The organism is Saccharopolyspora taberi (assembly GCF_039534165.1).
Lineage (GTDB): Bacteria > Actinomycetota > Actinomycetes > Mycobacteriales > Pseudonocardiaceae > Saccharopolyspora_D > Saccharopolyspora_D taberi.
Map to the genome: position 1 here is coordinate 46,347 of NZ_BAAAUX010000001.1, position 20,481 is coordinate 66,827.

Here is a 20,481-nt window from a genome sequence, read left to right on the forward strand (position 1 = left end):
TAAGGCGGCGAGCCATCTGGACAGGCGGTGCAGTGCGGGTAACCGGCCGGCGGTCATCCTTCGTCGCCCGCGTAGATCTCGCCGCCGTCGATGTACTGCTGCCAGTCGGGGTGTGGCGCGTATTCGGCGCTCCCGTTCCAGCGGTCGATTGCGTCGCAGACTGCGGTGATTCGGGCTGTGCCCATGCCGGAAACGGTCGACAGCCGCGAACCGTCGGGGGTCGCGCGGTGTTCGGCGACGAGCTCGGCGACGTCTTCCACGGTGGTGTGTCCGGCGCGTCGCAGCGGCGTTGTCTTGTGGAAGGTGAGACCGAGCTTGTGCAGTTCGGCGATCGGGGTGCGGGTGCCGGTCATCGGGCACCGCCGGCGAGTGCGTCGAGGGCGACGCGGGCGTCCTGCCGGTGCAACTCGCGTTCGGCTTCGCCGGCGTCGGCGTCGTAGTCGCGGCCGGGGTGGTTGCGGTTGAACATCGCGCGCGCCATGCGGTCGACCTGCCGGGTGTGTTCGTCGGTGCCTTCCGGTGCAAGGCGGACGGTCGTCGTGAACGTGGGCATGGTGGTGGTCCTCCGGTTCGTCCTGTGACTCTGATAGTAGCGATTCGCTCGCATGAGTGCCACTGCCCGGCGGTGTGTCCGCCGGGCAGTGAGGCATGTCAGAACGGGGGCTCGTCGGCGAATCCGCCACCGGAACCAGCGGGCGCAGTGCTCCATGCGTCGCTGCTGCTGGCGCGCTCGGGAACTCCCTGCCGGTCGACCTTCGCAACCTTCGCGGTCGCGTAGCGCAGGGATGGGCCGATCTCGTCGACTTCCATTTCGACGACGGTCCGCTTCTCGCCGTCCTTCTCGTACGAGCGTTGCCGCAAGCGACCCTGTACGACGACGCGCATGCCGCGCGTCAGCGACTCGGCGACGTTCTCGGCGGCCTGCCGCCAGATTGAGCAGCGCAGGAACAGGGCTTCGCCGTCCTTCCATTCCTGCGTGGTCTTGTCGAATGTGCGCGGAGTGGACGCAACGGTGAAGTTCGCGACCGCCGCGCCGGAAGGGGTGAAGCGAAGTTCAGGATCGGCGGTCAGGTTGCCAACCACGGTGATGACGGTTTCGCCGGCCATCGGGGGTGTCTCCTGTCTCGCGCGTACGCGCGTGTCGGGCTCGTCCGGTCAGCGCCGGCGGTGTTGGGTGTCGGGTCGGGGGATGCTGAGGGCGTCGCCGGCGTCCAACCATGGTTGACAGGGCCAGCAGTCGGACGTGTGGGCATCGGCGCAGCGCTCGTCCTGGTAGTCGCCTCCTCCGTCTTCGGTACAGCACAGGGAGCATGCGCTCTTGATCTTGTTGCAGGTCAGCCCGATGTCCTCGATGTCGGCAACGTGTGTGTCGATCTGGTCGTGCTCGTGGTCGCACTCGTCGTAGATGGGGAACTCTCGGTGTGCGTTGAGTATCGAAGTGATGGCCATGCCGAGTTGGTCTGCGCTGGTGTGCTGGATGGACAGCCGCACGATCTCGTCGCGGACGGTCTGCACGTACTCGTCTGGGGTCACGGGTGGGGCCTCCTGAAATGGTCAGCGCCGGCGGTTGCTGAGTGCTTTGGTGCAGCTGCGGCGGTGCAGCTGGTAGAGGCGTTGGCCGGCTCGTCGTGCTCCGGGTTTCTGGTTGGGGCGGAGTTTGACGGCGATGGCGTGGCCTTTGGTGGGGTGGCGGGTGATGGTGTGGTCGCCGGTGGGTTCGTCGGTGGGGTCGAACGGGGTGGCTTTGCCGGCGAGTAGTGCGACGATGATGGGTTCGCGGCAGGCTTCGCAGGTGCTCACGGGGTCACCGCCGGCGGGGTGTTGTCGGTGGCGGTGAGGTGGCCGCGGCCGTAGCGGTTGGCGCACTCGTCGCACTCGCGGTAGGTGATCCACCGCGGGGTTTCGTTGATCAGGTCGTGGCCGGGCGAGACTTTGCCTTTGACGTAGCGTTCGCCGGGTTTGATGCAGCGTCGGCCGCACTGGTCGCACCAGTGTGCTTTTCGGGCGGTGTGAACGGTGGTGTGGATCATGCGTTCACCCCTGCGGGGAGCTCGACGGTGAGGACTTCCCGGCGCCAGTTCTCGACGCCGTCGTTTTCGTCCGTGCCGCGGTGGTCGCCGTCGTGGCCGGTGTCGAGTACGCACGTGTAGACCAGGGCGCGGACTTCGGCGCTCGCGTACCGGTTGTCGGCGTAGGGCTGTGCGGTGGCGCCGCACGCTGGGACGTGAGGCTCGAACCATTCGCCGGGCTCGTCGGGCCTATTGGCGTCCCAGAAGCACCCGCAGTTCTCGCAATCGAGCGTGCCGTCTGGTGTCGGGTCTGTGGATCGGTCGCACAGTGGACAGGGCGGTGTGTCGATGGCCAGGCCGGGTGGTGCGGGTCGGGTGTTGGTCACTGGTCGTCTCCGATCAGGTTGCGGATGCGGTAGCGGTTGGCTTTGGGGTGGCGGTCGCGCCAGGCGCCTCCCCATAGGCCGTGTGAGCGGGTGGCGGTGGCGTCGTCGCCGCATTCGCGGCGGACGGGGCACCACTTGCAGTAGTCGCCGGCGGCGTCGCGGGCGCGTTGGGGGATGCCGCGCTCGTCGTCGCGGAGAAAGAACGCGTCGAGGTCGGCGCCGTCGCATTCGGCGTGGGCGTGCCAGTCGTGATCGCCGGTCGCTGCGCGGGTGTCGGCGCCGGACAGGAGGGTTACGCCGGGCTGCTGCGCTTCTTCGCGGACGCGTTCGCGTGCCTTGTCGTTTGCGGTGGCCTGTGTGCGGCGGCGGCATTCGCGGCATTGGCGGGAGACTCCGCCGGACTTCAGCGGGCGGAAGTACACGTTTTCGTCGTCGGTGATGTCGTGGCCGTAGACGCAGGTGCCGGCGAGTTTTGCGGCGTAGCGCTGTGCGGTGGTGGTCGTCACTGTGGTGGTTCTTCCTGCTCGGCGGTGGCGCGCACGTCTGCGAGTCGCTTTCGTGCGCGCCACCAGGGAGGTCAAGCGGCCTGGTTGCCGCTGAGAACGGTGGTCTTGTACTCGTCTTCGGCGTACTCGTTCCACAGTGCGCGGAGGGTGGTTTCGTCGCGCCAGAGGCGGACGTTCATGGTGGCTTCGTCGCCGTGGCCGGAGAAGGCGAACACGAGCTCGTCGCCGTGCATTTCGCGGAGTCCGGCCACGATCTTGCTGACGGCGTCGGACTGTTCGCCGGTGACCATGCCGATGGTGAGCGGCAGGGTGATCACGTCGCGGTAGAGCTGGTGTGCCCGGTAGCGGAAGTGCTCGGACGTGGCGAAGCGCTTCTTGATTTCGGTGAGGGGCAGTGTTTTGCCGGCGTCGGTGATGCGGTCGAAGGTGGCGAGCAGGTCGTCACTGACGTTGGTGGTGGGGGTCGCGATGGTCATTTCGCGGGTCCTTTCGGTGGTTGTCCTGTGGGGTCTCATGCTAGCGATTCGCTCGCATGAGTGCTACGGCTTGCGGGTCGGCTTGCTGGTGAGCGGGTCGGCCTTGCAGGGCGGGAGGGCGACGACGGATGCGTGGTGGATGAGTCCGCCGATGGTGACGAACGCGCCGGGTAGTCCGCAGATGGCGCATGGCACGCCGTGCAGCCGGTAGGCGATGCGGTCGGCGGTCACTGGTCGCCGCCGTCGATGGCGTGTGCCCATTCGGTGACCGCCACGCGGTCGCCCATGAAGCGGGTAACGGTCGGCAGGACGGTTGCGGCGGCGAGTGCGAGCGCGGCGTGAGCCTGGGCTTTGGCGAGGTTGTAGCGCTCGGTGTCGCTGCCGCCTTCGGCGTGCTCGGCCGCCTTCAGCGACTTCTCGGCCTTCCGATAGTGCTCGGGTCCGGTCACTGGTCGTTCCTTTCGGTGGTGGCGCGGTGGGCGTCGAGCTCGGCCAGGTGGCGGCCGATGTCGCGGATCTCTTCCCAGCCGAGCCGGGGTCCGTCTTCGTTGCCGCACTCGGTCACCCAGAAGTTCACGCCGAGTCCGTCGGGCTCGGGTGCGATCCGAACCGTGTTGCCGCCCTCGTCGTGCCAGAACGGATACCCGCCAAGGGTGCCCTTGCAGAGGTCAGCCCTGTGCGCGTCGCTGGCTTGCTCGGTGAGGTGGTCGGCGACGTGTTGCGCGTGGTGCGGCATGAGACCGAGCGGCCTTGTCGGGTCGTCGATGATGTGCGAGAGGAAGCGCAGCAGTACGGCGAGGCTTCGGCCGTACTGTCCGGGGTGGACGGTGCGGGCGTGCTTGTCGGCGTCGCGGAGTCTGTTCGCGAGTGCGGCGCGGTTGGCGAGCTGCTGTTCGGTCAGCTGCTCGGCCGCGGGCTGCTCGGCGGGCGCGTTCTGCCGGACGGCGTCGCCGAGCGCGCGCACGGAGCGTTCGACGTCGGCGATGGCCTCTTCGATGCTGATCTGTCCGGGAATCTCGCCGGAGTGGTCGGGCACTGGTCGTTCCTTCCTGTGGTGGGGGGAGCGTTGGGGCGCCGGTCGGCCGGCGCCCCGTGGTGTTCGTCTACTTCGCGGCGACGGTGAGGCACTTCGTGCAGTTCACCGTGAACGCGGCGTTATCTGGGTGGTCGGACATCACACCGAAGTAGGTTCGCCGGTGCGACTGTCCGCAGATGGTCTTGACCTTGCGGGGCGGGGTGCCGTGCGGGGATTCGGTGTAGTGGATGGTGAGCACGCCGGCCCGGAAGGTGTGGTTGTGCGCCTTGTTCAGTGCCGGGGTGGTGGTCATTTCGACTCCCTGCGTGGTGGGCCGGTCGCGTTGCTCTAGCTCTTACGATAGCGACTCGCTCGCATGAATGCAACTAGGACTTTGCGTGCAGTGCTTCGAACCGTTTCGGGTGAGCGGGCTCGCGGCGAAGCTCGCGGCCGGTGGGCGTCGTGCACGGCGCACCCGCGGCTGCCTTGCAGTGCGGGCACGGCACCGTCCGCACCATGCGCCCGGCGTCCGCTTCGGCTTCGGCAATGTCGGGGTCGTCGCCGGTGCGCTCGGCGCGGAACCGGGCGAACAGTGCGTGAATCGATGGCAGCTCGCGGGGCGCTGCTTCGATCGCGGCGCGCGCGGCGGTGATCTCGGCGAGCGATTCGCGCTTGCGGTTGTCCAACTCGGTGCGCTTCCAGTGCGCGAAAATGTCGCCAGGCGTGATGGTGCGGTGGTGCTCGGCGTAGGCGTCGCTGCGGTAGTAGGCGCGGACCGCGGCCTGTCCGGCTTCGGCGGGCACGTCGTCGAGCATCGCGGCCCACATGTCCAACACGCCGGCGTCGGGCGCGGGAATCGTGGGATCGATAGCAGCGGCGGCGCCAAGGATCGTCTTCACCTGGTTGCGGTTCATGCGGTGAGTCCTCCGGTGATGGCTTTGAGCGCGGGCGCCTGGTCGTCGTCTTCGAGGTCGAGCCATCCGCGCACCTTGTCGCCGCGGGCTGATTTGGGCTGTGGCGCGTCGGGATCGTCGCCGAGCGACAACCACCCTTGAACCTTGCTTCCGCGCCCCTGGCGGCCGTCTGGGCGGCCGGATCGGGTACCGCGTGCGGCCTTGACCGCATCGCCGTAGAGCCACGTAAGGGCGCCGGGGCTGTGGACGTCGGTTCGGGCGTCCCATTCGTCGAGCGCGGCCATGACGAGATCGGTCTGTGCGCCCTGCGCGAGCAACCCATCGACCACTTTGGACAGGTCGCGGAGCGTCTTCGCCAGGTACGGCGGAGCGTCCGGGAACTTCTGCCGCCACTGCGACACGAGCGTGTACGCGGCCGGCTTTACCGCGGCGTTGGACAGCTCGGCAAGGTCGGTTGACGGCTTGCGCGAGCGCCCGCGCCCGCGAGCAGCAGCACTACCTTTAGGTAGTGCTGCGGGAGGGGAGGGGAGGGGGCACCCGTGACTCACGGTGTGAGTCACACCGTGACACCCGTCGCCTACCTGCGGTTTCGCGTCAGACTCGCCGGATTTTTCGTCGTCGGATTCACTCACGTTTACCCCCCCATTTGCCCCCCTGTTTTGGGGGGTGTTTTCGGGGGTGTTTTCGGCAGAACCGGTGTCGACGTCCGGCGCGGACCGGCGGCGCCGCTGCCGTTCGGCGTCCGCGGCACGACGCGCGCGCACTTGGTCGCGGGTCTGCTGGTAGTCGGTCCAGTCCCAAAACTGATAGCCCGGTTCGCCGTCGCGTTCGGCGGGCGCCCACAGGCCGGCGGCGACGAGCTTTTCGGCCTGCCGGACGGTGCCGTAGCGGGCGGCGATGTCGGCCGGCACGAAACCGTCGGTCAAGTTCCCGGCAGACCATGCGCCGCATCGCACCCACAGGCCGAGCGCGGGCGTTCCAGCCTTGCGAACCTTGGCGTTGTCGGCGAGCTGGTCATCGACGAAGAACCACGGCATGTCAGGCACCACCGTTGGCGTTGGGGGTCAGTTCGAGCCGGTCGAGAATGCGGCCGGCGGTGTAGAGGCTCATGCGGCAGTGGTCGGCGATCTGGGCATCGGTCCAGCCGCGGGAGTGCAGCGCCCGCACGAGGTCGTCACGGTCCCGTTGGGACAGGGATTCGGCGGGCAGCCGTCCGGCGGCGCAGTGGCGCCACTTCGCGGAGTTGACGCGTGCCCGCGGGTTGCGGGGCACGACAAGGGAACGCGGCATTGGGGGTCTCTCTGAGGTAGAGCGGGTGGGCCGCACCCGTGTTGGGCGCGGCCCACCTGGTCAACTTGCGGTAGCGAACAGATCTGGCCTGCTCGTCAAAAACCACCGGTGGCAATGGCGGCACTCGTACGCGCGTCGCGCGCGGCGCCGGGTGTTGTTGTGCAGCGCCCGCGAGATCTTGCACTCGACGAGTGCGCGAGCGGCCGTTTCTCCGTCGGGGTAGGCGACTTTCTCGCCGTGGTCGCAGTCCGGCGCGGTCACGGCGCATCCTCGCGAGCCTGCGCGGTGACGCGGGCGATCCACACCTGGTTACGGCTCGCCCGACGCGCTCGGCGGGCACTGCGGTAGCGTCGCTGCGTCGGAACAATCGCGATGCGATCCGGCGCGGACGGGTGCGCGGCCACACCCATCACCGACGGCAGGATGTTGCAGCCCGCACCCTGGTCGTCGCCGGCCATCGCGCGCACGTCCTCGACCGTGAACGGCTGCCCGCGGGCGACGAGCTCGGCGAGCGCGGCATCGCAGCGCTCGCGGTAGTCGCGGTGGCCGGCGGTGGCCGCCGCGAGTGCGGCGGCCTGCCCTTCGTGCCGGTCGGCGTAGCCGAGCGCGAGCTGATCGGCCGTCATGACGCCGCACCGTTCAGGTTGTGGCGCAGCGTGAGCGCGCAGATCTGCAACAGCGCCGAGCATCCCGCCGACCACTCGTCATCGCTGCGGACAGCGTCGATCAGGGCCGTGAACTGCTCGCGGTCGTCGGCGACACGTGCAGCGACCAGACGACCAGCCCAGCGGACCGGCGGCGGCACATCGTCGGCGTCGCCGAGCTCGCCGGTGTCGGTGTTGAACCACGCGACGTGCACCGGCTCACCGCTGGGTGGGGCGCAGTGAATCAGTGCGGTGTCGATCCACGCGCACAGCACGTTCGGAACGACTTCGCCGCCGTAGTTGTCGGTGAGCCGGTTCACTGCTGCGGCGGCCTTCGCCCATCGGCCGGCGACCCCTGCCCGCAGGGCTTCGGCGGCCAACGGTGCCCACGGGAGAGCGGGTGTCTCGGTCACGACTCGTCTCCGTTCTCGACGATCTCGCCGTCGATCGGCTCGTCGGCGGGCGCGGTGTAGTTCGTGATGTCGATCGGGTCCGGGTCGAGATCGGCCGGCGCGAGGTTGGGAAGGTCGGCGCGCTCCGCGCTCGCGGTGATCAGGCGCCGATCCTCGGTCGAGGTCGGCACCCACTTGGCCAACCGGCGCGCCGCGGTCTTCATCCACATCGCCTCTTCGTGGTTCTGCCACGGCGAGTAGGACGAATTCGCGCCCTGCGATGACTCCTTCGCCTTCGCGATGTGGTCGCGGTTGAGCACGACCACCTTTGACGTAGCGCCGCCGATCATCACCGCGTAGGCGTAGACGAGCACCAGTTCGCCGCGGTCCTCCGACATCCAATCGATATCGTGTTCCGGCACGGTGTCGCGGCCGGGCCGATAGCTGAACTTGTCGTTCTTGCGCACCACCTCGACGACAACCGACGCGATGGCACCTGACCGGTACATCAGTTCGATGTACCCCTGGTATCCCGGAATGCCGAGCACTTCGAAGCGGCCTTGCTTGTTCTTGCGCGGGGTCAGGTAATACTGTTCCGTGCCCGGTTCCAGACCGAGCCGGGCGGCGTCCATCAGCGCGACCATGAGCGAGTTGGGCGAGTTGTTCGCGGCCTGCGTCAGCTTGTCGTCGCGCCGCACCACGCCGGTAGCGACGCGCACGAACACGTCGGCCCGGACGTGCGTCGGCATCACCTGCGCGAGGTCTGCGTGATAGCTGCGGATCATCGCGCCAGGGCCGGCGGCCTTCGACTCGTCCGGGTTTTCGTCCCGCCTGGCGACGGCGGTGGTGATGGTTTGTGCGGTCATGCTGCTGCGTCCTCGATTCGGGTTGTGGTGGGCTTCGGTTTGGTGGCGACGACGAACGGGGTTCCGCCGTTGCGCGCTTGGCGCATGGCGATCTGCTCGCCGTCGCAGAACGCTCGGCGGGCAGTGCCCATCGCGTCGGCGACGGCAGATGTGGCGGCTTGCTTCTCGGCCTTGGCGGCGCTGTACGCCTCGTGCGCCGTGCGGAACTGCCACGCCAGTTGGCGGGAGATCTCGACCTGTGCGGGATCGATGTCCGGGTGCATCTCCCGGATCACCTGGTACGTCTCGGTGTGCTCGTCGATGGACGGGCGCTCGCGCTCGCGGATCGTGCGCAGGAACTCGACCGCTTCGCGGCGCAGGATCGCGGCTTCGTCGGCCGAGTAGGGCACGACGTACTCGCGGAACTTGCACCCGGCGATGGCAATGGCGATGCGGGCGCGGGACAGGCCGAGCACGTCGAGATACCAAAGCACCTGTGCGCGGTAATACACGGGCACTTCGTCGGTGCCCGGCTCGCCCCATCCGTCGGCGTCGTAGACGTTTTTGATCTCGACGACTTCGTATCCTTCGGGGCCTTTCGCCGACCGGTCCGGGTTGGCGATCTGCCAGGGGCGTTCACGGTTGCGCCACGTGCCCATGCGCCGCACCTGCAACTCCGGGTGCTCGTCGGCGAACCACGCGGCGATGCCGTCCTCGAAGTACTTCCCGGCGCGCATCTGCTCGGTTTCCTCGACCGCGCCGGCCAGTCCGGCTTTGCGGTGCCACAGCGAGAAACGCGACTCGAACGGCGACAGGCCGAGCACGGCGGCGATCTCCGATCCGCCCAACCCTTCGGCGCGCGCGGCGTGCCACTCCTGAGAACCGGGTTCGAAATGGCCGACCAGCTCGGCGACGGCGCTCATGCGGCAGTACCTCCGTACAGTTCGATGCGGACACGCGAGCCGTCGAGCGCGTCATCGACTGCCCACCGGATTCGGGACACGGCGCAGCCGGCGCAGCACTCCGCCGAGCCGTCCGAAAGCACGTCCGGCCGCGGAATCCAGATCACTTCCATGACGTTCACGGCGCCGCGCATCTGGCACCACAAGCACGGCCCATTTGGGACTGTGGCGGTGGTTTCGACGCGTGTGCACGTGTATCGCTCCGCGTACTTGGTGATCTCGCGGTACTCTGGTGTCACGTGAACTCCTTTGTTGGGTTCATGAGCGCCCCTGTGGTGGGGGGTGTTCGTCCTGTGAGATCCCCCGTTGCGCTTGGCGCAGCGGGGGTTTCTCGTTCATGCGGCCCGATGTGCGATCCCGCGCAGCGCGCGGATGCGGCCTTCGAGCTCGTCGACGCTCGGACCGCCGGCGTAGTGCGCGGCTTCGGCGGCCTGCCGCGGCGGAAGCGACTGCATCTCGGTCAGCGCGAGCCGGAACACCCGGCCTGCGGCGGCGATGCAGTCGGCGCGGGTGGTCACGCCGCAGCCTCTGCGGGGTAGAGGTCGACCAGCGCGGCGCCGGTGAACGCGGCGGCGTAGGCCGCGGCGAACCGCGGGCCGGGCGCGGTCGAACCGTTCAGCGCGCGGTAGACGGTGGCGGTGTGAACGCCGAGCCGGTCGGCGAGCTCGGCGGCGCCGGTGCGGGTGCGCACGTCGATGCCGTGCTGTGCGGCGCGCGCTCGGATGGCTTCGGCGCGGGCGGTGGGGGCGGCTGTCATGGGCGGTGTCTCCTATGAGTGCGACTGACTCGCATGGTCGCGACTCTAATGGACGAGTCGCACGCCTTGCAACCGGTGGCACGAATGAGAGTTGACCTACTGAGAGTAGGGTTCACCCGGTTGCGTGGGCTGCATGGCCGCACTTCGAAATCCGGGGGCACAGAGTCGCGTGCATGCGATTAGGCTGCGTCGCATGCGTGACACCGACGACGTGCAGGATTGGGCCACCTACATCGCCGATCACCTAGGCCGGCGGGGGTGGGAGGTTCGCGACCTCGCCGCCGCTGCCGACATCTCCCCATCCGTCGTCTTCCGGTGGAAGAACGGCCAGGTGCCGAACATCAAAAACGCGCGCGCCGCAGCCAAGGTGCTCGGCGTGCCACTGCTCGAAATTCTCGTCGTCGCGGGCATCATCACGCCGGAAGAAGCGCGTGCCAGTGTGACCGCGCCGGCAGGGCTGAGTGGTGTCAGCGATGACGAGCTGGTAGCCGAAATGCACCGCCGATTGCGCCGAACGGATGGCGACTGACAGGGTGCCCCGCGTTACAGATCCCACCAGGTTCGCCCGCATGTTGTAACACTTGAACGATCAAGTGCACAAATGCGAATTTCGGGTCTCCTACCCGGTAGTAATTGCTCTTCCCGAGAGCGATGCTCGGAGCGTAGGCGTGTGATTCGAACTCACGATCGAGTATGACGACGAGTGATCCGGGAGGGCGCCGTGAGCAACGCGGCCGGTGGATACAAGCGGCAGGACATTGCGACGATCGGCGGACGTTCAGGGGACAGCACCCACATAGCCGTAGAGATCATCGGTGGTGAACGGGTCATCACCGCCACCCGTGACGACGGTGCCGATCCTCTGGAACTCACCCCCGCCGCTGCGTCCGAAGCAATCGGCGCGCTCGCCGCCGCCCTCACCATCGCACTCAGAAAGTCGTAGCCTCGCAGGGAAGATCCCCCACCACAACGGAGGCGCGCATGTCCGCACCTGCCCGCGCGAAGCGGGCGCGAACCAACGAACCACCGCGAGCCGTGATCTACGTCCGACAGTCGCTCTACCGCGAAGAGTCCGTGTCGCTGGAACTGCAGGAGACCTCCTGTCGTGAGCACTGCGTGCGCCACGGATACCGAGTCGTCGACGTCATCCCCGATCCGGGCATCTCCGGGCGGAAGTGGGACAAACGGCCCGGCATCCAACGGGTCCTCGCGATGGTCGCGGCCGGTGACGTCCAGCGCGTCATCGTGTGGCGCTGGGCTCGACTCGCACGCAAGGGTCTCTATCAACACCTGGCGATCGACACCGTTGAACGGACCGGCGCCGTGGTCGAGTCCTCTACCGAGCCGTTCGACACCAAGACGGCCGGCGGACAGTTCGGCCGCGACGTCATGTTCGCCGCGGCCACCTTCGAGTCAAACCAGAAGGGCGAGCAATGGCGCGAAGCGCACGACCACCGGCGTAGCCGCGGCCTTCCGGCTACCGGCGGACCCCGGTTCGGCTACGTGCGCCACACTGACGACGGCGAACGATACGAACCGCACCCCGACACCAGAGAAACACTGCGGTGGATGTACCTGGCGTACGTCGACGGGCATGGGTTCGCCGCCATCAGCCGCGAACTCAATACCCGCGGCATCGCCAACAGCCGCGGGCGACGGTGGGCGCCGAAAGCCGTGCAAACCGTGCTCGACTCCGGTTTCGGCGCCGGGCTGCTCGTCCGCGACGAGTACCAAGACGAGAAACAAGTCAGCATCCCGATCGGCGACCGCGAATGGATGCCCGGCGCACAAGACCCGGTCATCGACGATGACGAGTGGTCGGATTACCTCGACGCCAGGTACGCCCGTACGCACATGGCACCCGGCACGATCAACCCGAAACACCCGCTGTCCGGACTCATGCGATGCGGCGACGACGGATGTGGGCGCGGCCCGATGAACCGCCGCAAGATCGGCCCGCACTACACGTTCACCTGCGTGAACCATCTTCGGTTCGGGACGGGGGAGCCGTGCAACGTCATGGAATCCCGCGTGATCGAACGCGTAAAGCACTGGCTCGGCGAAGTCGCCGACGACGTAGGCACCGCGGCACAGCGGGCGCGTGACGCGCAGCAAGCGCAACTGCGGGTTCGATCCGACGCCGAAGCGGCGCGCACCGAGCTCGGCCGCATCGATCGCGAGCTCGCCGAGCTCACTCGGCACCTGGTCGCCGGCCGCGTGCCGGAGCCAGCCTACGACGCCGCGCGCGACGAGCTGATGACCGAGCGCGGCGCCGCAGAGCGGCGGGTTGCGGTGGCCGAGCAGCACACCACGCCGCCCGGTCCGCCACCGGATGAACTCGCGCGCGACCTGCTCGGCACGTGGGATCTGCTGCCTGTGTTGCGCCGTCGCGAAATGCTCGCGCAGCTGATTGATCGCGTCGAGATCACGCCCGGTGAGCCGAACAGTGCTGGTCGCGGTCGTCGGCGCGCGGCCATTCGGGTGGTCCCCAAGTGGGAGGCAGAACCCTAGTTGCACCAACGCGATTACGTGTGCTTAGCTCTTTGTGTCTTACCACCGTCGACGAACGTCGCCGAGTGCCAGAACGCGAAGTTCTCGTCGTCGCGGACCTGGTTGATCACGCGCGGCTTCTCCCGGTCGGAGATGTCGAACAGCACGCCGTCACCCATGCACGCACCGGCGGCGAGGTCCTTCTCCGGGAACACCGTGATGTCGTGGCAGCCGCTGGTCTCCCGGATGCCGCCCGGCTGACCGGGGTTGCCGCCGTCCGGGAACAGCACCGGCGCGTCCACGAGCACCGGCTCGGCCGGGTTGGCCAGCGGCACCTCGATGATCGAGATCTTGTCGTGCGGCGGCTGGCAGTTCGGGAACTCCGGCTTCGGGCCGTAGGAGGAGATGTAGAGGTAGACCGACTCGCCCGCCTTGTCCGGCACCAGCGTGTGGGTGTGCGAACCGCAGTCGGTGGCGATCGCCGAGACGTAGCGCGGCTTGGCCGGGTCGCTGACGTCGAAGACCTTCATGCCCTCCCAGGCGTCCGGGTCTGCGGCGGTGCGCTCCTCGCTCTGGCAGGTGTTGTTGCTGCGCGGGTAGTCCGTCGAGACGAACAGCAGGTTCCCGCTGATCGACACGTCGCCCTGGCCACCGGGGCAGGCGACCTGCGAGACGATGGCGGGCTTCTTCGGGTTGGAGATGTCGTAGACGACCAGGCCGTCGTAGTTGCCCACGAACGCGTAGTTGCCCTTGAACGCGATGTCGGTGCCGAACGCGTCCAGGTTGTCGAACGGGGCCTGCTTCGGCAGGTTCGCGGCGTGCTCGATGTTCTCGCTCTTGGTCACCTCGCGCGCGTTCGACTGCGCCGAAACGGTGCCACCATCCAGGTCCTCCGGGCCTTCGCTGCCCGGAGTGTCAGCCATCGACGGCGCCGCGAGCAGACCGAGGACGAGCGGCACCGCGCCGACGACGGCTGCCGCCGACCGCAGCCGCGACCTCGTCCGAACAGATCTCGGACCCACAGACTCCACCCACCTTCGATTCGGTTGTCGTGCAGGCGACCGCCCGGCACGCGGAGGTACCGGTGATCACGCCGAATCAGTATGTTTGTCACGTTCGGCGGTCCCAATCGGCCGTTTGGCCGCATTCGGTTACGGGAGGGTCAATGCAGGTCGCTGGCAGGTTCGTAGCGGCACTGGTCGCCTTCGTGGCGCTCGGCGCGTGCGCCCCGGCCGAGCAGCCACCCGCGGCGCCGGTGGTGCTGCCCGGCGCGCCGGGCGACGAACCGAAGATCGCCACCGCGGAAGACCTGCGGCAGCTGGCCAGGTCAGCGCCCCCGGGAACGGCGGAGGCGACCTACGTGACGATGATGATCGGTCACCACCAGCAGGCCCTGGACATGACAGCGCTGGCCCCGACGCGAGCCCAGCACCCGAAGGTGCGCGCGCTGGCGGAACGGATCGGCGGCGCCCAGGCACCGGAGATCGCGATGATGCAGGGCTGGCTGGCCGGGCACGGTGGTGAACACGCGGCCCACGGCCACGACCACGGCACCATGCCAGGCATGGCCACGCCGGAGCAGCTGTCGCAGCTGGCCGCGTCGAACGGCAAGGACTTCGACCGGCTGTTCCTCCAACTGATGACCACGCACCACGAGGGCGCACTGACGATGGCGACCGACCTGCTGACCCAGGGCCTCGACGAACAGGTCCACGAGATGGCGCAGGACGTCCTGGCGACCCAGACCGACGAGATCGCCACCATGCGGGGACTGGCCGCCGAAGTCGGGTGAGGGGAGCGGACCGGGTCCAACCGCGCACCCAACGCGCCCAACCGCCCACCCAACGCGCCCAGCTGTCTTTAAAGCCCCTACCTACAAGGGCGGGGTTTGGTTCTCATCCCGTCGACCTGGCAAAGCCCGATCAGGCCGTGTCAAGGGGGCACATTCCCGAAAACCGCAGCGGCCAAGCAATAAGGCCCCCTTGACGCGGTCTGATAGCCCTCCGTGGAGGTCGACGGGATGAGAACCACCCCAACCGAACCGCAGCGGACGAACAAAGACTCATCCCGGAGACCTGCCAGGGGTCTGGGGCCGGCGAGGACCCCAGAAACCACCCGCAAAACAGAACCCGAACCGGCAAACCCGCTTCGGCCCCGGAGACCTGCCGGGGGTCCGGGGCCGGCGAGGGCCCCGGAAACCACCTACGCAAAGGAACCCGAACCGGCAAAGCCGCTTCGGCCCCGGAGCCCAAAGGAACCCGAACCGGCAAAGCCGCTTCGGCCCCGGAGCCCAAAAGAACCCGAACCGGCAAAGCCGCTTCGGCCCCCAACCCCCACCGCTAAAACCCCAGCGCCGCCCGCACGATGGCGAGCGCCTGCTCCCGGTCGATCCCGAGCGCGGTCACGGCCCGCACGTACTCCGCGGCGGCCTCGGCCGCCCGCTCGCTGCTGCGGTCACCGGCGGAAGCGACGAAAGTCCCGGCGCGGCCCCGGGTTTCGATGAGCCCGGCCTGCTCCAGCTCCCGGTACGCCTTGGCGGCGGTGTTGGCCGCGATGCCGAGGTCGGTCGCGAGCCCGCGCACGGTGGGCAGCTTGGTCCCGACCGGCAGGGTGCGGTCGTTGATCTGCTGCGCGATCTGCCGCCGCACCTGCTCGAACGGTGCGACACCGGAGCCGTGGTCCACGACGACGTCGAGCATCAGCGCTCCCGGAAGGCGTCGAGCAGGCGTTCGGCGGCGATGCCCGCGGTCAGCTCGCCGGAGCGCACCCGCGATTCCACTTCGCCGACGATCGAGCGCACCGCGGGGTGCCTGGTCAGCTCCGACATCAGCTGGTCGCGCACCAGCGCCCAGGTCCACTCGATCTGCTGGCGGCTGCGCTTCTCGGCCAGCTCGCCGGTCTCCTCCAGCGTCCCGCGGTGCAGTTCCACCTGCTCCCACAGCGAATCCAGGCCGGTGCCGTCGAGCCCGCTGCAGGTCAGCACCGGCGGCTTCCACGACGTGCTGACCGGCGTCAGCAGGCGCAGCGCGCCGCGCAGTTCGCGCGCGGCCTTGCGCGCCTCCGGCTCGTGCGGTCCGTCGGCCTTGTTGACCGCGATCAGGTCGGCGAGCTCCAGCACGCCCTTCTTGATGCCCTGCAACTGGTCGCCGGTGCGCGCCAGGGTCAGCAGCAGGAAGCAGTCGACCATGCCCGCGACGGTCACCTCGGACTGGCCGACGCCCACGGTTTCCACCAGCACCACGTCGAATCCGGCGGCCTCCATCAGCACGATCGTCTCGCGCGTCGCCCGCGCGACGCCGCCGAGCGTGCCGGCCGAGGGGGAGGGCCGCACGAACGCCGACGGATCCGCCGCCAGCTTCGCCATCCGCGTCTTGTCGCCGAGGATGCTGCCGCCGCTGCGCGTCGACGACGGGTCGACGGCCAGCACCGCGACCCGGTGCCCGGCGGCGGTCAGCATCGTGCCCAGCGACTCGATGAACGTCGACTTGCCCACGCCGGGAACCCCGGTGATCCCGACCCGGTGCGCACCGCCGCTGTGCGGCAGCAGCTCGATCAGCAGCTCCTGCGCCTTGGCCCGGTGGTCCGCCCGCGTCGACTCGACCAACGTGATCGCCTGCGCGAGCTTCGAGCGCGACCCGTCGAGCACGCCCTTCGCGTAGTCGGAGACGTCGATCGTGCGCGGCATGGTCAGTGCCCGAGCCGGGTGCGCAGCGAGTCGAGCAGGCCGAGCGCGGCGTCGGCGATCACGGTGCCCGGCGGGAAGATCGCGGTCGCCCCGCCCTGGCGCAGCGCGTCGAAGTCGGCGGGCGGGATCACGCCGCCGACGACGATCATGATGTCCTCCCGGCCGAGTTCGGCGAGCTCGTCGCGCAGCGCTGGCACCAGCGTCAGGTGCCCGGCGGCCAGCGAGGACACCCCGACGATGTGCACGTCGGACTCCACCGCCTGCCGGGCGACCTCGCCGGGCGTCTGGAACAGCGGGCCCACGTCCACGTCGAAGCCGAGGTCGGCGAACGCCGTCGCGATCACCTTCTGGCCCCGGTCGTGGCCGTCCTGGCCCATCTTGGCGACCAGGATGCGCGGGCGGCGGCCCTCGTCCTCGGCGAACGCCTCGACGAGCTCGCGGGCCTGCTCCAGCGACTCCGACGGTCCCGATTCCTGCCGGTACACGCCGGAGATCGTACGGATCTGGCCGGAGTGGCGGCCGAAGACCTTCTCCAGCGCGTCCGAGATCTCGCCGACGGTCGCCTTGTGCCGGGCGGCGTCGACGGCCAGCGTGAGCAGGTTGTGCGCCAGGTCGTCCGGGCGCTCGCCGGTCAGCGACGCCTCGGCCGCCGCGGTGAGCCGCCGCAGCGCGTCCTCGCACGCCTCGCCGTCGCGTTCTTCCCGCAACCGCCGGAGCTTCTCCAGCTGCGAAGCGCGGACCTCGGCGTTGTCGACCTTGAGGACCTCGATCTCCTCGTCCCCGTCGAAGCGGTACTTGTTGACCCCGATCACCGGCTGGCGGCCGGAGTCGATGCGCGCCTGGGTGCGCGCCGCGGCCTCCTCCACCCGCAGCTTCGGGATCCCCGCGTCGATCGCCTGCGCCATGCCGCCCGCGTCCTCGACCTCGGTGATGTGCGCCCACGCACGCTCGGCGAGGTCCTGGGTCAGCCGCTCGATGTAGTGGCTGCCGCCCCACGGGTCGATGACCCGCGTGGTGCCGGATTCCTGTTGCAGCACCAGCTGCGTGTTCCGGGCGATGCGGGCGGAGAAGTCGGTCGGCAGCGCCAGCGCCTCGTCGAGCGCGTTGGTGTGCAGCGACTGGGTGTGGCCCTGGGTCGCGGCCATCGCCTCCACGCAGGTGCGGGCGACGTTGTTGTAGACGTCCTGCGCGGTCAGCGACCAGCCGGAGGTCTGCGAGTGCGTCCGCAGCGACAGCGACTTCGGGTTGGCCGGCTCGAACTTCTTGACCAGCTTGGCCCAGAGCAACCGCGCCGCGCGGAGTTTGGCCACCTCCATCGCGAAGTTCATGCCGATGCCCCAGAAGAACGACAGCCGGGGCGCGAACGAGTCGATGTCCAGCCCGGCCTGGCGCCCGGCGCGCAGGTACTCGACCCCGTCGGCCAGCGTGTAGGCCAGCTCCAGGTCGGCGGTCGCCCCGGCCTCCTGGATGTGGTAGCCGGAGATGGAGATCGAGTTGAACTTCGGCATCCGCTGCGAGGTGAACGCGAAGATGTCGGAGATGATCCGCATCGACGGCTGCGGCGGGTAGATGTAGGTGTTGCGGACCATGAACTCCTTGAGGATGTCGTTCTGGATGGTCCCGGCCAGCTTCTCGGGCGCGACACCCTGCTCCTCGGCGGCCACGACGTAGAGCGCCATCACCGGCAGCACCGCGCCGTTCATGGTCATCGACACGCTCATCCGGTCCAGCGGGATGCCGTCGAACAGCCGACGCATGTCGTAGATCGAGTCGATCGCGACCCCGGCCATGCCGACGTCACCGCCGACCCGGGGGTGGTCGGAGTCGTAGCCGCGGTGGGTCGCCAGGTCGAAGGCCACCGACAGGCCCTTCTGCCCGGCCGCCAGGTTGCGCCGGTAGAAGGCGTTGGACTCCTCGGCGGTGGAGAAACCCGCGTACTGGCGCACCGTCCACGGCTGGTTGACGTACATCGTCGGGTACGGCCCGCGCAGGAACGGCGCGATTCCGGGGTAGGTGTGCAGGAAGTCGAGCCCCTCGGTGTCGGCCGCGGTGTAGAGCGGGCGCACGCCGATGCCCTCCGGCGCCTCCCACACCAGCGCGTCGGCCTCCTTGCCGGTTTCGGCCAGCAGCGCGCTCTTCCACTGCTCGACGCCCTCCCCGCCCGGGCTGCCGAGCTCGACGCCTGCGAAGTTCGGGATCATCGGCTTTCTCCCAACCTGCGGTGGAGGTCCTGCAAGACTTCGAGCGCGTCGCATCCGCTGAACACGCGGCCGTCGACGCCTTCGATCTCGGACGTACCCGCGAGCAGCACGTGCCGCGCGCCCGCTTCCTTCAGCGCCCGCGCGGTTTCGGCGGCGCGCTCGGCGTAGATCTTGTTGCTGGAGCACAGGCACACCACCGGTGCGCCGTCGTAGGCGGCGAGGACGTCCGCAGTGGACTCCGTCGGTCCGGCGTCCGGGGTTTCCAGGCCGCCGGCGGCGAAAAGGTTGCGGGCGAACGAGGCCCGCGCGTTGTGGTCGGCCAGGGGACCGAGCGTGGCGAGGAAGACCCCGGGCCGCTCTCCCGTCGCCGCCAGCCGCTCGTCGGAGGCGTCGCGCAGCTGCTCGAAGCCCTCGGCGTAGCGGTGCCGGGGGAGTCCGCCGGACCGCGGCGCGGGCGCCGGATCGCGCCGCAGCGCGGGTTCGTCGAGGTTCGGGAACTCGCTGACCCCGGTGATCGGGTCGGTCCGGTGCGCGATGGCGCCGCGGCGGCGCTCCCAGGTCTCGGCCAGCCGGTCGGCGACCAGGCCCGACCGCAGCGCGGCGGGCAGCCCGCCCTCGGCCTCGATCCGCTGGAACCACGCCCACGCCGCGCGGGCCAGCTCGTCGGTCAGCGTCTCCACGTAGTAGGAGCCGCCCGCCGGGTCGATCACCTGCGCCAGGTGCGACTCCTCCAGCAGCAGCGACTGCGTGTTGCGCGCGACGCGGCGGGAGAACGCGTCCGGCAGGCCGATCGCGGCGTCGAACGGCCGGACCGTCACCGCCTGCGCGCCGCCCATCCCGGCCGCGAACGCCGCGATCGTGCCGCGCAGCATGTTCACCCACGGGTCGCGGCGGGTCAGCATCGCCGAGGAGGTCACCGCGTGCTGCGCCTGCGCGCGGTCGGCCGCGCCGACCTCACGGGCGACCCGCTCCCACAGCCGCCGCGCGGCCCGGAACTTGGCGATGGTCAGGAACTGGTCCGCGGTGGCGGCGTAGCGGAACTCCAGCGCCCGGGTGGCCGCGTCGACGCCGACCTCGTCGGCCAGCTCCCGCAGGTAGGTCACGCCCGCGGCGATCGAGCAGCCCAGCTCCTCGGCGTCGGAGCCGCCCGCGTCGTGGAACGGCAGGCCGTCGACGGTGATCGCCTTCAGCCCGGAGCCCGCGCTGAGCCGGACCGCCTCCAGCGCGGAGTCGAGTTCGACGGTTTCGCCGGTGCGCGCCCGCAGGCCGACCGGGTCGGCGCCGAGGTTGCCGCGCAGCGCGCCGGGCGCGACGCCCTGCTCGCGCGCCAGCTCAAGCAGGGCCGCCGCGGCTTCGGCGCTGTCCGGCCCGGCGTCGAGGACGACGCTGATCATGTCCAGGTGCACGCCTTCGAGCGCGTCGGCCAGCGAGCCGACGGGCAGGCCGGTCGGCCCGAGCTCCAGCCACAGCGAGCCGACGCCGTTGTAGAGGTCGGCCAGGACCTCGCGGTTGGTCTCGGCGGCGTCCGGGTGCGCGTGCTGCTGGCGCACCTCCCAGCCGTCGTGGACGCAGCCCTGCGGCCTGCTGCCGCGCACGAACGGCGCGAGTCCGGGCGCACCGGGATCGGCCGGGCTCGCGGTGTAGAGCGGGTGGATCGTGATGCCGTCGTAGGTCTCGGTCGCCAGCACGTCCTCGACCGGGTCCGGCGCCTGCTCGCCCTCGGGCACCAGCCCGGACCGGCGCAGGACCTTGTCGACCTGCTGCTGCCACTGCTCCCGGGCGGGCTCCGGGAACTCCGCCGCGAGCGGCAGTCCGCTCGCCGTTGAGTGCGCCACCATGAACAGTGATGGTAGGCCCACCGGCCGGTTGGCGAGACCTCTCGAATCTGTGATGCACATCGCATCGTCAA

Annotated in this window: 31 protein-coding genes and 1 pseudogene; 4 read left to right on the plus strand and 28 right to left on the minus strand. The window is 69.3% G+C overall.

Annotated elements, in window-relative coordinates; genetic code table 11:
* Positions 1-53 precede the first annotated feature (53 nt).
* The 23 genes from ABD691_RS00280 to ABD691_RS00390 form a co-directional block, all read right to left on the minus strand.
* Positions 54-353: a hypothetical protein gene (locus tag ABD691_RS00280; RefSeq protein WP_344677246.1), complete on the minus strand. Its 300-nt coding sequence runs from the start codon at positions 351-353 to the stop codon at positions 54-56.
* Positions 350-553 (minus strand): hypothetical protein, encoded by a 204-nt coding sequence (locus ABD691_RS00285; protein WP_344677247.1) that lies wholly within the window; start codon positions 551-553, stop codon positions 350-352. The genes ABD691_RS00280 and ABD691_RS00285 overlap by 4 nt, the downstream gene beginning before the upstream one ends.
* 98 nt (positions 554-651) lie before the next feature.
* Complete coding sequence (locus tag ABD691_RS00290; protein WP_344677248.1) at positions 652-1,107, minus strand: single-stranded DNA-binding protein; 456 nt, start codon at positions 1,105-1,107, stop codon at positions 652-654.
* 48 nt (positions 1,108-1,155) lie between these two features.
* The gene (locus tag ABD691_RS00295) at positions 1,156-1,533 is read right to left on the minus strand and encodes a hypothetical protein (RefSeq protein WP_344677249.1); all 378 of its coding nucleotides are present in this window, start codon (positions 1,531-1,533) and stop codon (positions 1,156-1,158) included.
* A 21-nt stretch (positions 1,534-1,554) separates the two neighbouring features.
* Positions 1,555-1,800 carry a hypothetical protein gene (locus tag ABD691_RS00300; protein ID WP_344677250.1) on the minus strand — a complete coding sequence of 82 codons (246 nt, stop codon included), beginning with the start codon at positions 1,798-1,800 and terminating at the stop codon, positions 1,555-1,557.
* The gene (locus ABD691_RS00305) at positions 1,797-2,030 is read right to left on the minus strand and encodes a hypothetical protein (protein ID WP_344677251.1); all 234 of its coding nucleotides are present in this window, start codon (positions 2,028-2,030) and stop codon (positions 1,797-1,799) included. The genes ABD691_RS00300 and ABD691_RS00305 overlap by 4 nt, the downstream gene beginning before the upstream one ends.
* Entirely contained in the window at positions 2,027-2,395 is a 369-nt protein-coding gene (locus tag ABD691_RS00310) for a hypothetical protein (RefSeq protein WP_344677252.1), read from the minus strand. Before ABD691_RS00310 ends, ABD691_RS00305 begins: the two co-directional genes overlap by 4 nt.
* Positions 2,392-2,901, minus strand: coding sequence for a WhiB family transcriptional regulator (locus tag ABD691_RS00315; protein WP_344677253.1), 510 nt, complete (start codon positions 2,899-2,901; stop codon positions 2,392-2,394). The genes ABD691_RS00310 and ABD691_RS00315 overlap by 4 nt, the downstream gene beginning before the upstream one ends.
* Positions 2,902-2,972: 71 nt before the next feature.
* The gene (locus ABD691_RS00320) at positions 2,973-3,377 is read right to left on the minus strand and encodes a hypothetical protein (RefSeq protein ID WP_344677254.1); all 405 of its coding nucleotides are present in this window, start codon (positions 3,375-3,377) and stop codon (positions 2,973-2,975) included.
* Positions 3,378-3,440: 63 nt separating this feature from the next.
* Positions 3,441-3,608 carry a hypothetical protein gene (locus ABD691_RS00325; RefSeq protein ID WP_344677255.1) on the minus strand — a complete coding sequence of 56 codons (168 nt, stop codon included), beginning with the start codon at positions 3,606-3,608 and terminating at the stop codon, positions 3,441-3,443.
* Positions 3,605-3,826 (minus strand): hypothetical protein, encoded by a 222-nt coding sequence (locus ABD691_RS00330; RefSeq protein WP_344677256.1) that lies wholly within the window; start codon positions 3,824-3,826, stop codon positions 3,605-3,607. Before ABD691_RS00330 ends, ABD691_RS00325 begins: the two co-directional genes overlap by 4 nt.
* Positions 3,823-4,413, minus strand: a complete 591-nt coding sequence (locus ABD691_RS00335; RefSeq protein ID WP_344677257.1) for a hypothetical protein — start codon at positions 4,411-4,413, stop codon at positions 3,823-3,825. The genes ABD691_RS00330 and ABD691_RS00335 overlap by 4 nt, the downstream gene beginning before the upstream one ends.
* 67 nt (positions 4,414-4,480) lie before the next feature.
* A complete protein-coding gene (locus ABD691_RS00340; RefSeq protein WP_344677258.1) occupies positions 4,481-4,705 on the minus strand; it encodes a hypothetical protein in 225 nt (74 codons plus the stop codon).
* 73 nt (positions 4,706-4,778) lie between these two features.
* On the minus strand, positions 4,779-5,306 hold the full coding sequence (locus ABD691_RS00345) for a zinc finger domain-containing protein (RefSeq protein WP_344677259.1): 528 nt from the start codon (positions 5,304-5,306) through the stop codon (positions 4,779-4,781).
* Entirely contained in the window at positions 5,303-6,343 is a 1,041-nt protein-coding gene (locus ABD691_RS00350) for a hypothetical protein (RefSeq protein WP_344677260.1), read from the minus strand. The genes ABD691_RS00345 and ABD691_RS00350 overlap by 4 nt, the downstream gene beginning before the upstream one ends.
* A gap of 1 nt (position 6,344) precedes the next feature.
* Positions 6,345-6,596: a hypothetical protein gene (locus tag ABD691_RS00355; RefSeq protein WP_344677261.1), complete on the minus strand. Its 252-nt coding sequence runs from the start codon at positions 6,594-6,596 to the stop codon at positions 6,345-6,347.
* Between the two features lie 257 nt (positions 6,597-6,853).
* Entirely contained in the window at positions 6,854-7,222 is a 369-nt protein-coding gene (locus ABD691_RS00360; RefSeq protein ID WP_344677262.1) for a hypothetical protein, read from the minus strand.
* Positions 7,219-7,653, minus strand: coding sequence for a hypothetical protein (locus tag ABD691_RS00365; protein ID WP_344677263.1), 435 nt, complete (start codon positions 7,651-7,653; stop codon positions 7,219-7,221). Before ABD691_RS00365 ends, ABD691_RS00360 begins: the two co-directional genes overlap by 4 nt.
* On the minus strand, positions 7,650-8,498 hold the full coding sequence (locus tag ABD691_RS00370) for a recombinase RecT (RefSeq protein ID WP_344677264.1): 849 nt from the start codon (positions 8,496-8,498) through the stop codon (positions 7,650-7,652). The genes ABD691_RS00365 and ABD691_RS00370 overlap by 4 nt, the downstream gene beginning before the upstream one ends.
* Positions 8,495-9,400: a YqaJ viral recombinase family nuclease gene (locus ABD691_RS00375; protein ID WP_344677265.1), complete on the minus strand. Its 906-nt coding sequence runs from the start codon at positions 9,398-9,400 to the stop codon at positions 8,495-8,497. The genes ABD691_RS00370 and ABD691_RS00375 overlap by 4 nt, the downstream gene beginning before the upstream one ends.
* A complete protein-coding gene (locus tag ABD691_RS00380) occupies positions 9,397-9,678 on the minus strand; it encodes a hypothetical protein (protein ID WP_344677266.1) in 282 nt (93 codons plus the stop codon). Before ABD691_RS00380 ends, ABD691_RS00375 begins: the two co-directional genes overlap by 4 nt.
* Before the next feature lie 96 nt (positions 9,679-9,774).
* A complete protein-coding gene (locus ABD691_RS00385; RefSeq protein ID WP_344677267.1) occupies positions 9,775-9,957 on the minus strand; it encodes a hypothetical protein in 183 nt (60 codons plus the stop codon).
* Positions 9,954-10,196, minus strand: coding sequence for a helix-turn-helix domain-containing protein (locus ABD691_RS00390; protein ID WP_344677268.1), 243 nt, complete (start codon positions 10,194-10,196; stop codon positions 9,954-9,956). Before ABD691_RS00390 ends, ABD691_RS00385 begins: the two co-directional genes overlap by 4 nt.
* 193 nt (positions 10,197-10,389) lie before the next feature.
* On the opposite strand from ABD691_RS00390, the gene ABD691_RS00395 reads away from it, so the two are divergent.
* From ABD691_RS00395 to ABD691_RS00405, 3 genes are all read left to right on the plus strand, one after another.
* Entirely contained in the window at positions 10,390-10,725 is a 336-nt protein-coding gene (locus ABD691_RS00395; RefSeq protein ID WP_344677269.1) for a helix-turn-helix domain-containing protein, read from the plus strand.
* 192 nt (positions 10,726-10,917) lie between these two features.
* On the plus strand, positions 10,918-11,139 hold the full coding sequence (locus tag ABD691_RS00400) for a hypothetical protein (RefSeq protein WP_344677270.1): 222 nt from the start codon (positions 10,918-10,920) through the stop codon (positions 11,137-11,139).
* Between the two features lie 38 nt (positions 11,140-11,177).
* Positions 11,178-12,707: a recombinase family protein gene (locus ABD691_RS00405; protein WP_344677271.1), complete on the plus strand. Its 1,530-nt coding sequence runs from the start codon at positions 11,178-11,180 to the stop codon at positions 12,705-12,707.
* A gap of 41 nt (positions 12,708-12,748) precedes the next feature.
* On the opposite strand, the pseudogene ABD691_RS00410 reads toward ABD691_RS00405, so the two are convergent.
* Positions 12,749-13,609: pseudogene (locus ABD691_RS00410) on the minus strand (LVIVD repeat-containing protein); the annotation flags it as partial.
* Between the two features lie 242 nt (positions 13,610-13,851).
* On the opposite strand from ABD691_RS00410, the gene ABD691_RS00415 reads away from it, so the two are divergent.
* Positions 13,852-14,478: a DUF305 domain-containing protein gene (locus tag ABD691_RS00415; RefSeq protein WP_344677272.1), complete on the plus strand. Its 627-nt coding sequence runs from the start codon at positions 13,852-13,854 to the stop codon at positions 14,476-14,478.
* Positions 14,479-15,025: 547 nt separating this feature from the next.
* Here ABD691_RS00415 and ABD691_RS00420 read toward each other — a convergent pair.
* The 4 genes from ABD691_RS00420 to ABD691_RS00435 are packed head-to-tail and all read right to left on the minus strand — an operon-like array spanning position 15,026 to position 20,410.
* Positions 15,026-15,385: a GntR family transcriptional regulator gene (locus ABD691_RS00420; RefSeq protein WP_344677273.1), complete on the minus strand. Its 360-nt coding sequence runs from the start codon at positions 15,383-15,385 to the stop codon at positions 15,026-15,028.
* Positions 15,385-16,371: a methylmalonyl Co-A mutase-associated GTPase MeaB gene (gene meaB, locus ABD691_RS00425; protein ID WP_344677274.1), complete on the minus strand. Its 987-nt coding sequence runs from the start codon at positions 16,369-16,371 to the stop codon at positions 15,385-15,387. The genes ABD691_RS00420 and meaB overlap by 1 nt, the downstream gene beginning before the upstream one ends.
* 2 nt (positions 16,372-16,373) lie before the next feature.
* The gene (scpA, locus tag ABD691_RS00430; protein WP_344677275.1) at positions 16,374-18,572 is read right to left on the minus strand and encodes a methylmalonyl-CoA mutase; all 2,199 of its coding nucleotides are present in this window, start codon (positions 18,570-18,572) and stop codon (positions 16,374-16,376) included.
* Positions 18,569-20,410 (minus strand): methylmalonyl-CoA mutase family protein, encoded by a 1,842-nt coding sequence (locus tag ABD691_RS00435; protein ID WP_344677276.1) that lies wholly within the window; start codon positions 20,408-20,410, stop codon positions 18,569-18,571. Before ABD691_RS00435 ends, scpA begins: the two co-directional genes overlap by 4 nt.
* Positions 20,411-20,481 lie beyond the last annotated feature (71 nt).

Bases quoted from the DNA above. Each gene is read 5' to 3' on its own strand.
- ABD691_RS00280 (WP_344677246.1), bottom strand. From the start codon at position 353: ATGACCGGCACCCGCACCCCGATCGCCGAACTGCACAAGCTCGGTCTC.
- ABD691_RS00285 (WP_344677247.1), bottom strand. From the start codon at position 553: ATGCCCACGTTCACGACGACCGTCCGCCTTGCACCGGAAGGCACCGAC.
- ABD691_RS00290 (WP_344677248.1), bottom strand. From the start codon at position 1,107: ATGGCCGGCGAAACCGTCATCACCGTGGTTGGCAACCTGACCGCCGAT.
- ABD691_RS00305 (WP_344677251.1), bottom strand. From the start codon at position 2,030: ATGATCCACACCACCGTTCACACCGCCCGAAAAGCACACTGGTGCGAC.
- ABD691_RS00320 (WP_344677254.1), bottom strand. From the start codon at position 3,377: ATGACCATCGCGACCCCCACCACCAACGTCAGTGACGACCTGCTCGCC.
- ABD691_RS00340 (WP_344677258.1), bottom strand. From the start codon at position 4,705: ATGACCACCACCCCGGCACTGAACAAGGCGCACAACCACACCTTCCGG.
- ABD691_RS00345 (WP_344677259.1), bottom strand. From the start codon at position 5,306: ATGAACCGCAACCAGGTGAAGACGATCCTTGGCGCCGCCGCTGCTATC.
- ABD691_RS00350 (WP_344677260.1), bottom strand. From the start codon at position 6,343: ATGCCGTGGTTCTTCGTCGATGACCAGCTCGCCGACAACGCCAAGGTT.
- ABD691_RS00355 (WP_344677261.1), bottom strand. From the start codon at position 6,596: ATGCCGCGTTCCCTTGTCGTGCCCCGCAACCCGCGGGCACGCGTCAAC.
- ABD691_RS00360 (WP_344677262.1), bottom strand. From the start codon at position 7,222: ATGACGGCCGATCAGCTCGCGCTCGGCTACGCCGACCGGCACGAAGGG.
- ABD691_RS00370 (WP_344677264.1), bottom strand. From the start codon at position 8,498: ATGACCGCACAAACCATCACCACCGCCGTCGCCAGGCGGGACGAAAAC.
- ABD691_RS00375 (WP_344677265.1), bottom strand. From the start codon at position 9,400: ATGAGCGCCGTCGCCGAGCTGGTCGGCCATTTCGAACCCGGTTCTCAG.
- ABD691_RS00390 (WP_344677268.1), bottom strand. From the start codon at position 10,196: ATGACAGCCGCCCCCACCGCCCGCGCCGAAGCCATCCGAGCGCGCGCC.
- ABD691_RS00395 (WP_344677269.1), top strand. From the start codon at position 10,390: ATGCGTGACACCGACGACGTGCAGGATTGGGCCACCTACATCGCCGAT.
- ABD691_RS00405 (WP_344677271.1), top strand. From the start codon at position 11,178: ATGTCCGCACCTGCCCGCGCGAAGCGGGCGCGAACCAACGAACCACCG.
- ABD691_RS00415 (WP_344677272.1), top strand. From the start codon at position 13,852: ATGCAGGTCGCTGGCAGGTTCGTAGCGGCACTGGTCGCCTTCGTGGCG.
- ABD691_RS00420 (WP_344677273.1), bottom strand. From the start codon at position 15,385: ATGCTCGACGTCGTCGTGGACCACGGCTCCGGTGTCGCACCGTTCGAG.
- meaB (WP_344677274.1), bottom strand. From the start codon at position 16,371: ATGCCGCGCACGATCGACGTCTCCGACTACGCGAAGGGCGTGCTCGAC.
- scpA (WP_344677275.1), bottom strand. From the start codon at position 18,572: ATGATCCCGAACTTCGCAGGCGTCGAGCTCGGCAGCCCGGGCGGGGAG.
- ABD691_RS00435 (WP_344677276.1), bottom strand. From the start codon at position 20,410: ATGGTGGCGCACTCAACGGCGAGCGGACTGCCGCTCGCGGCGGAGTTC.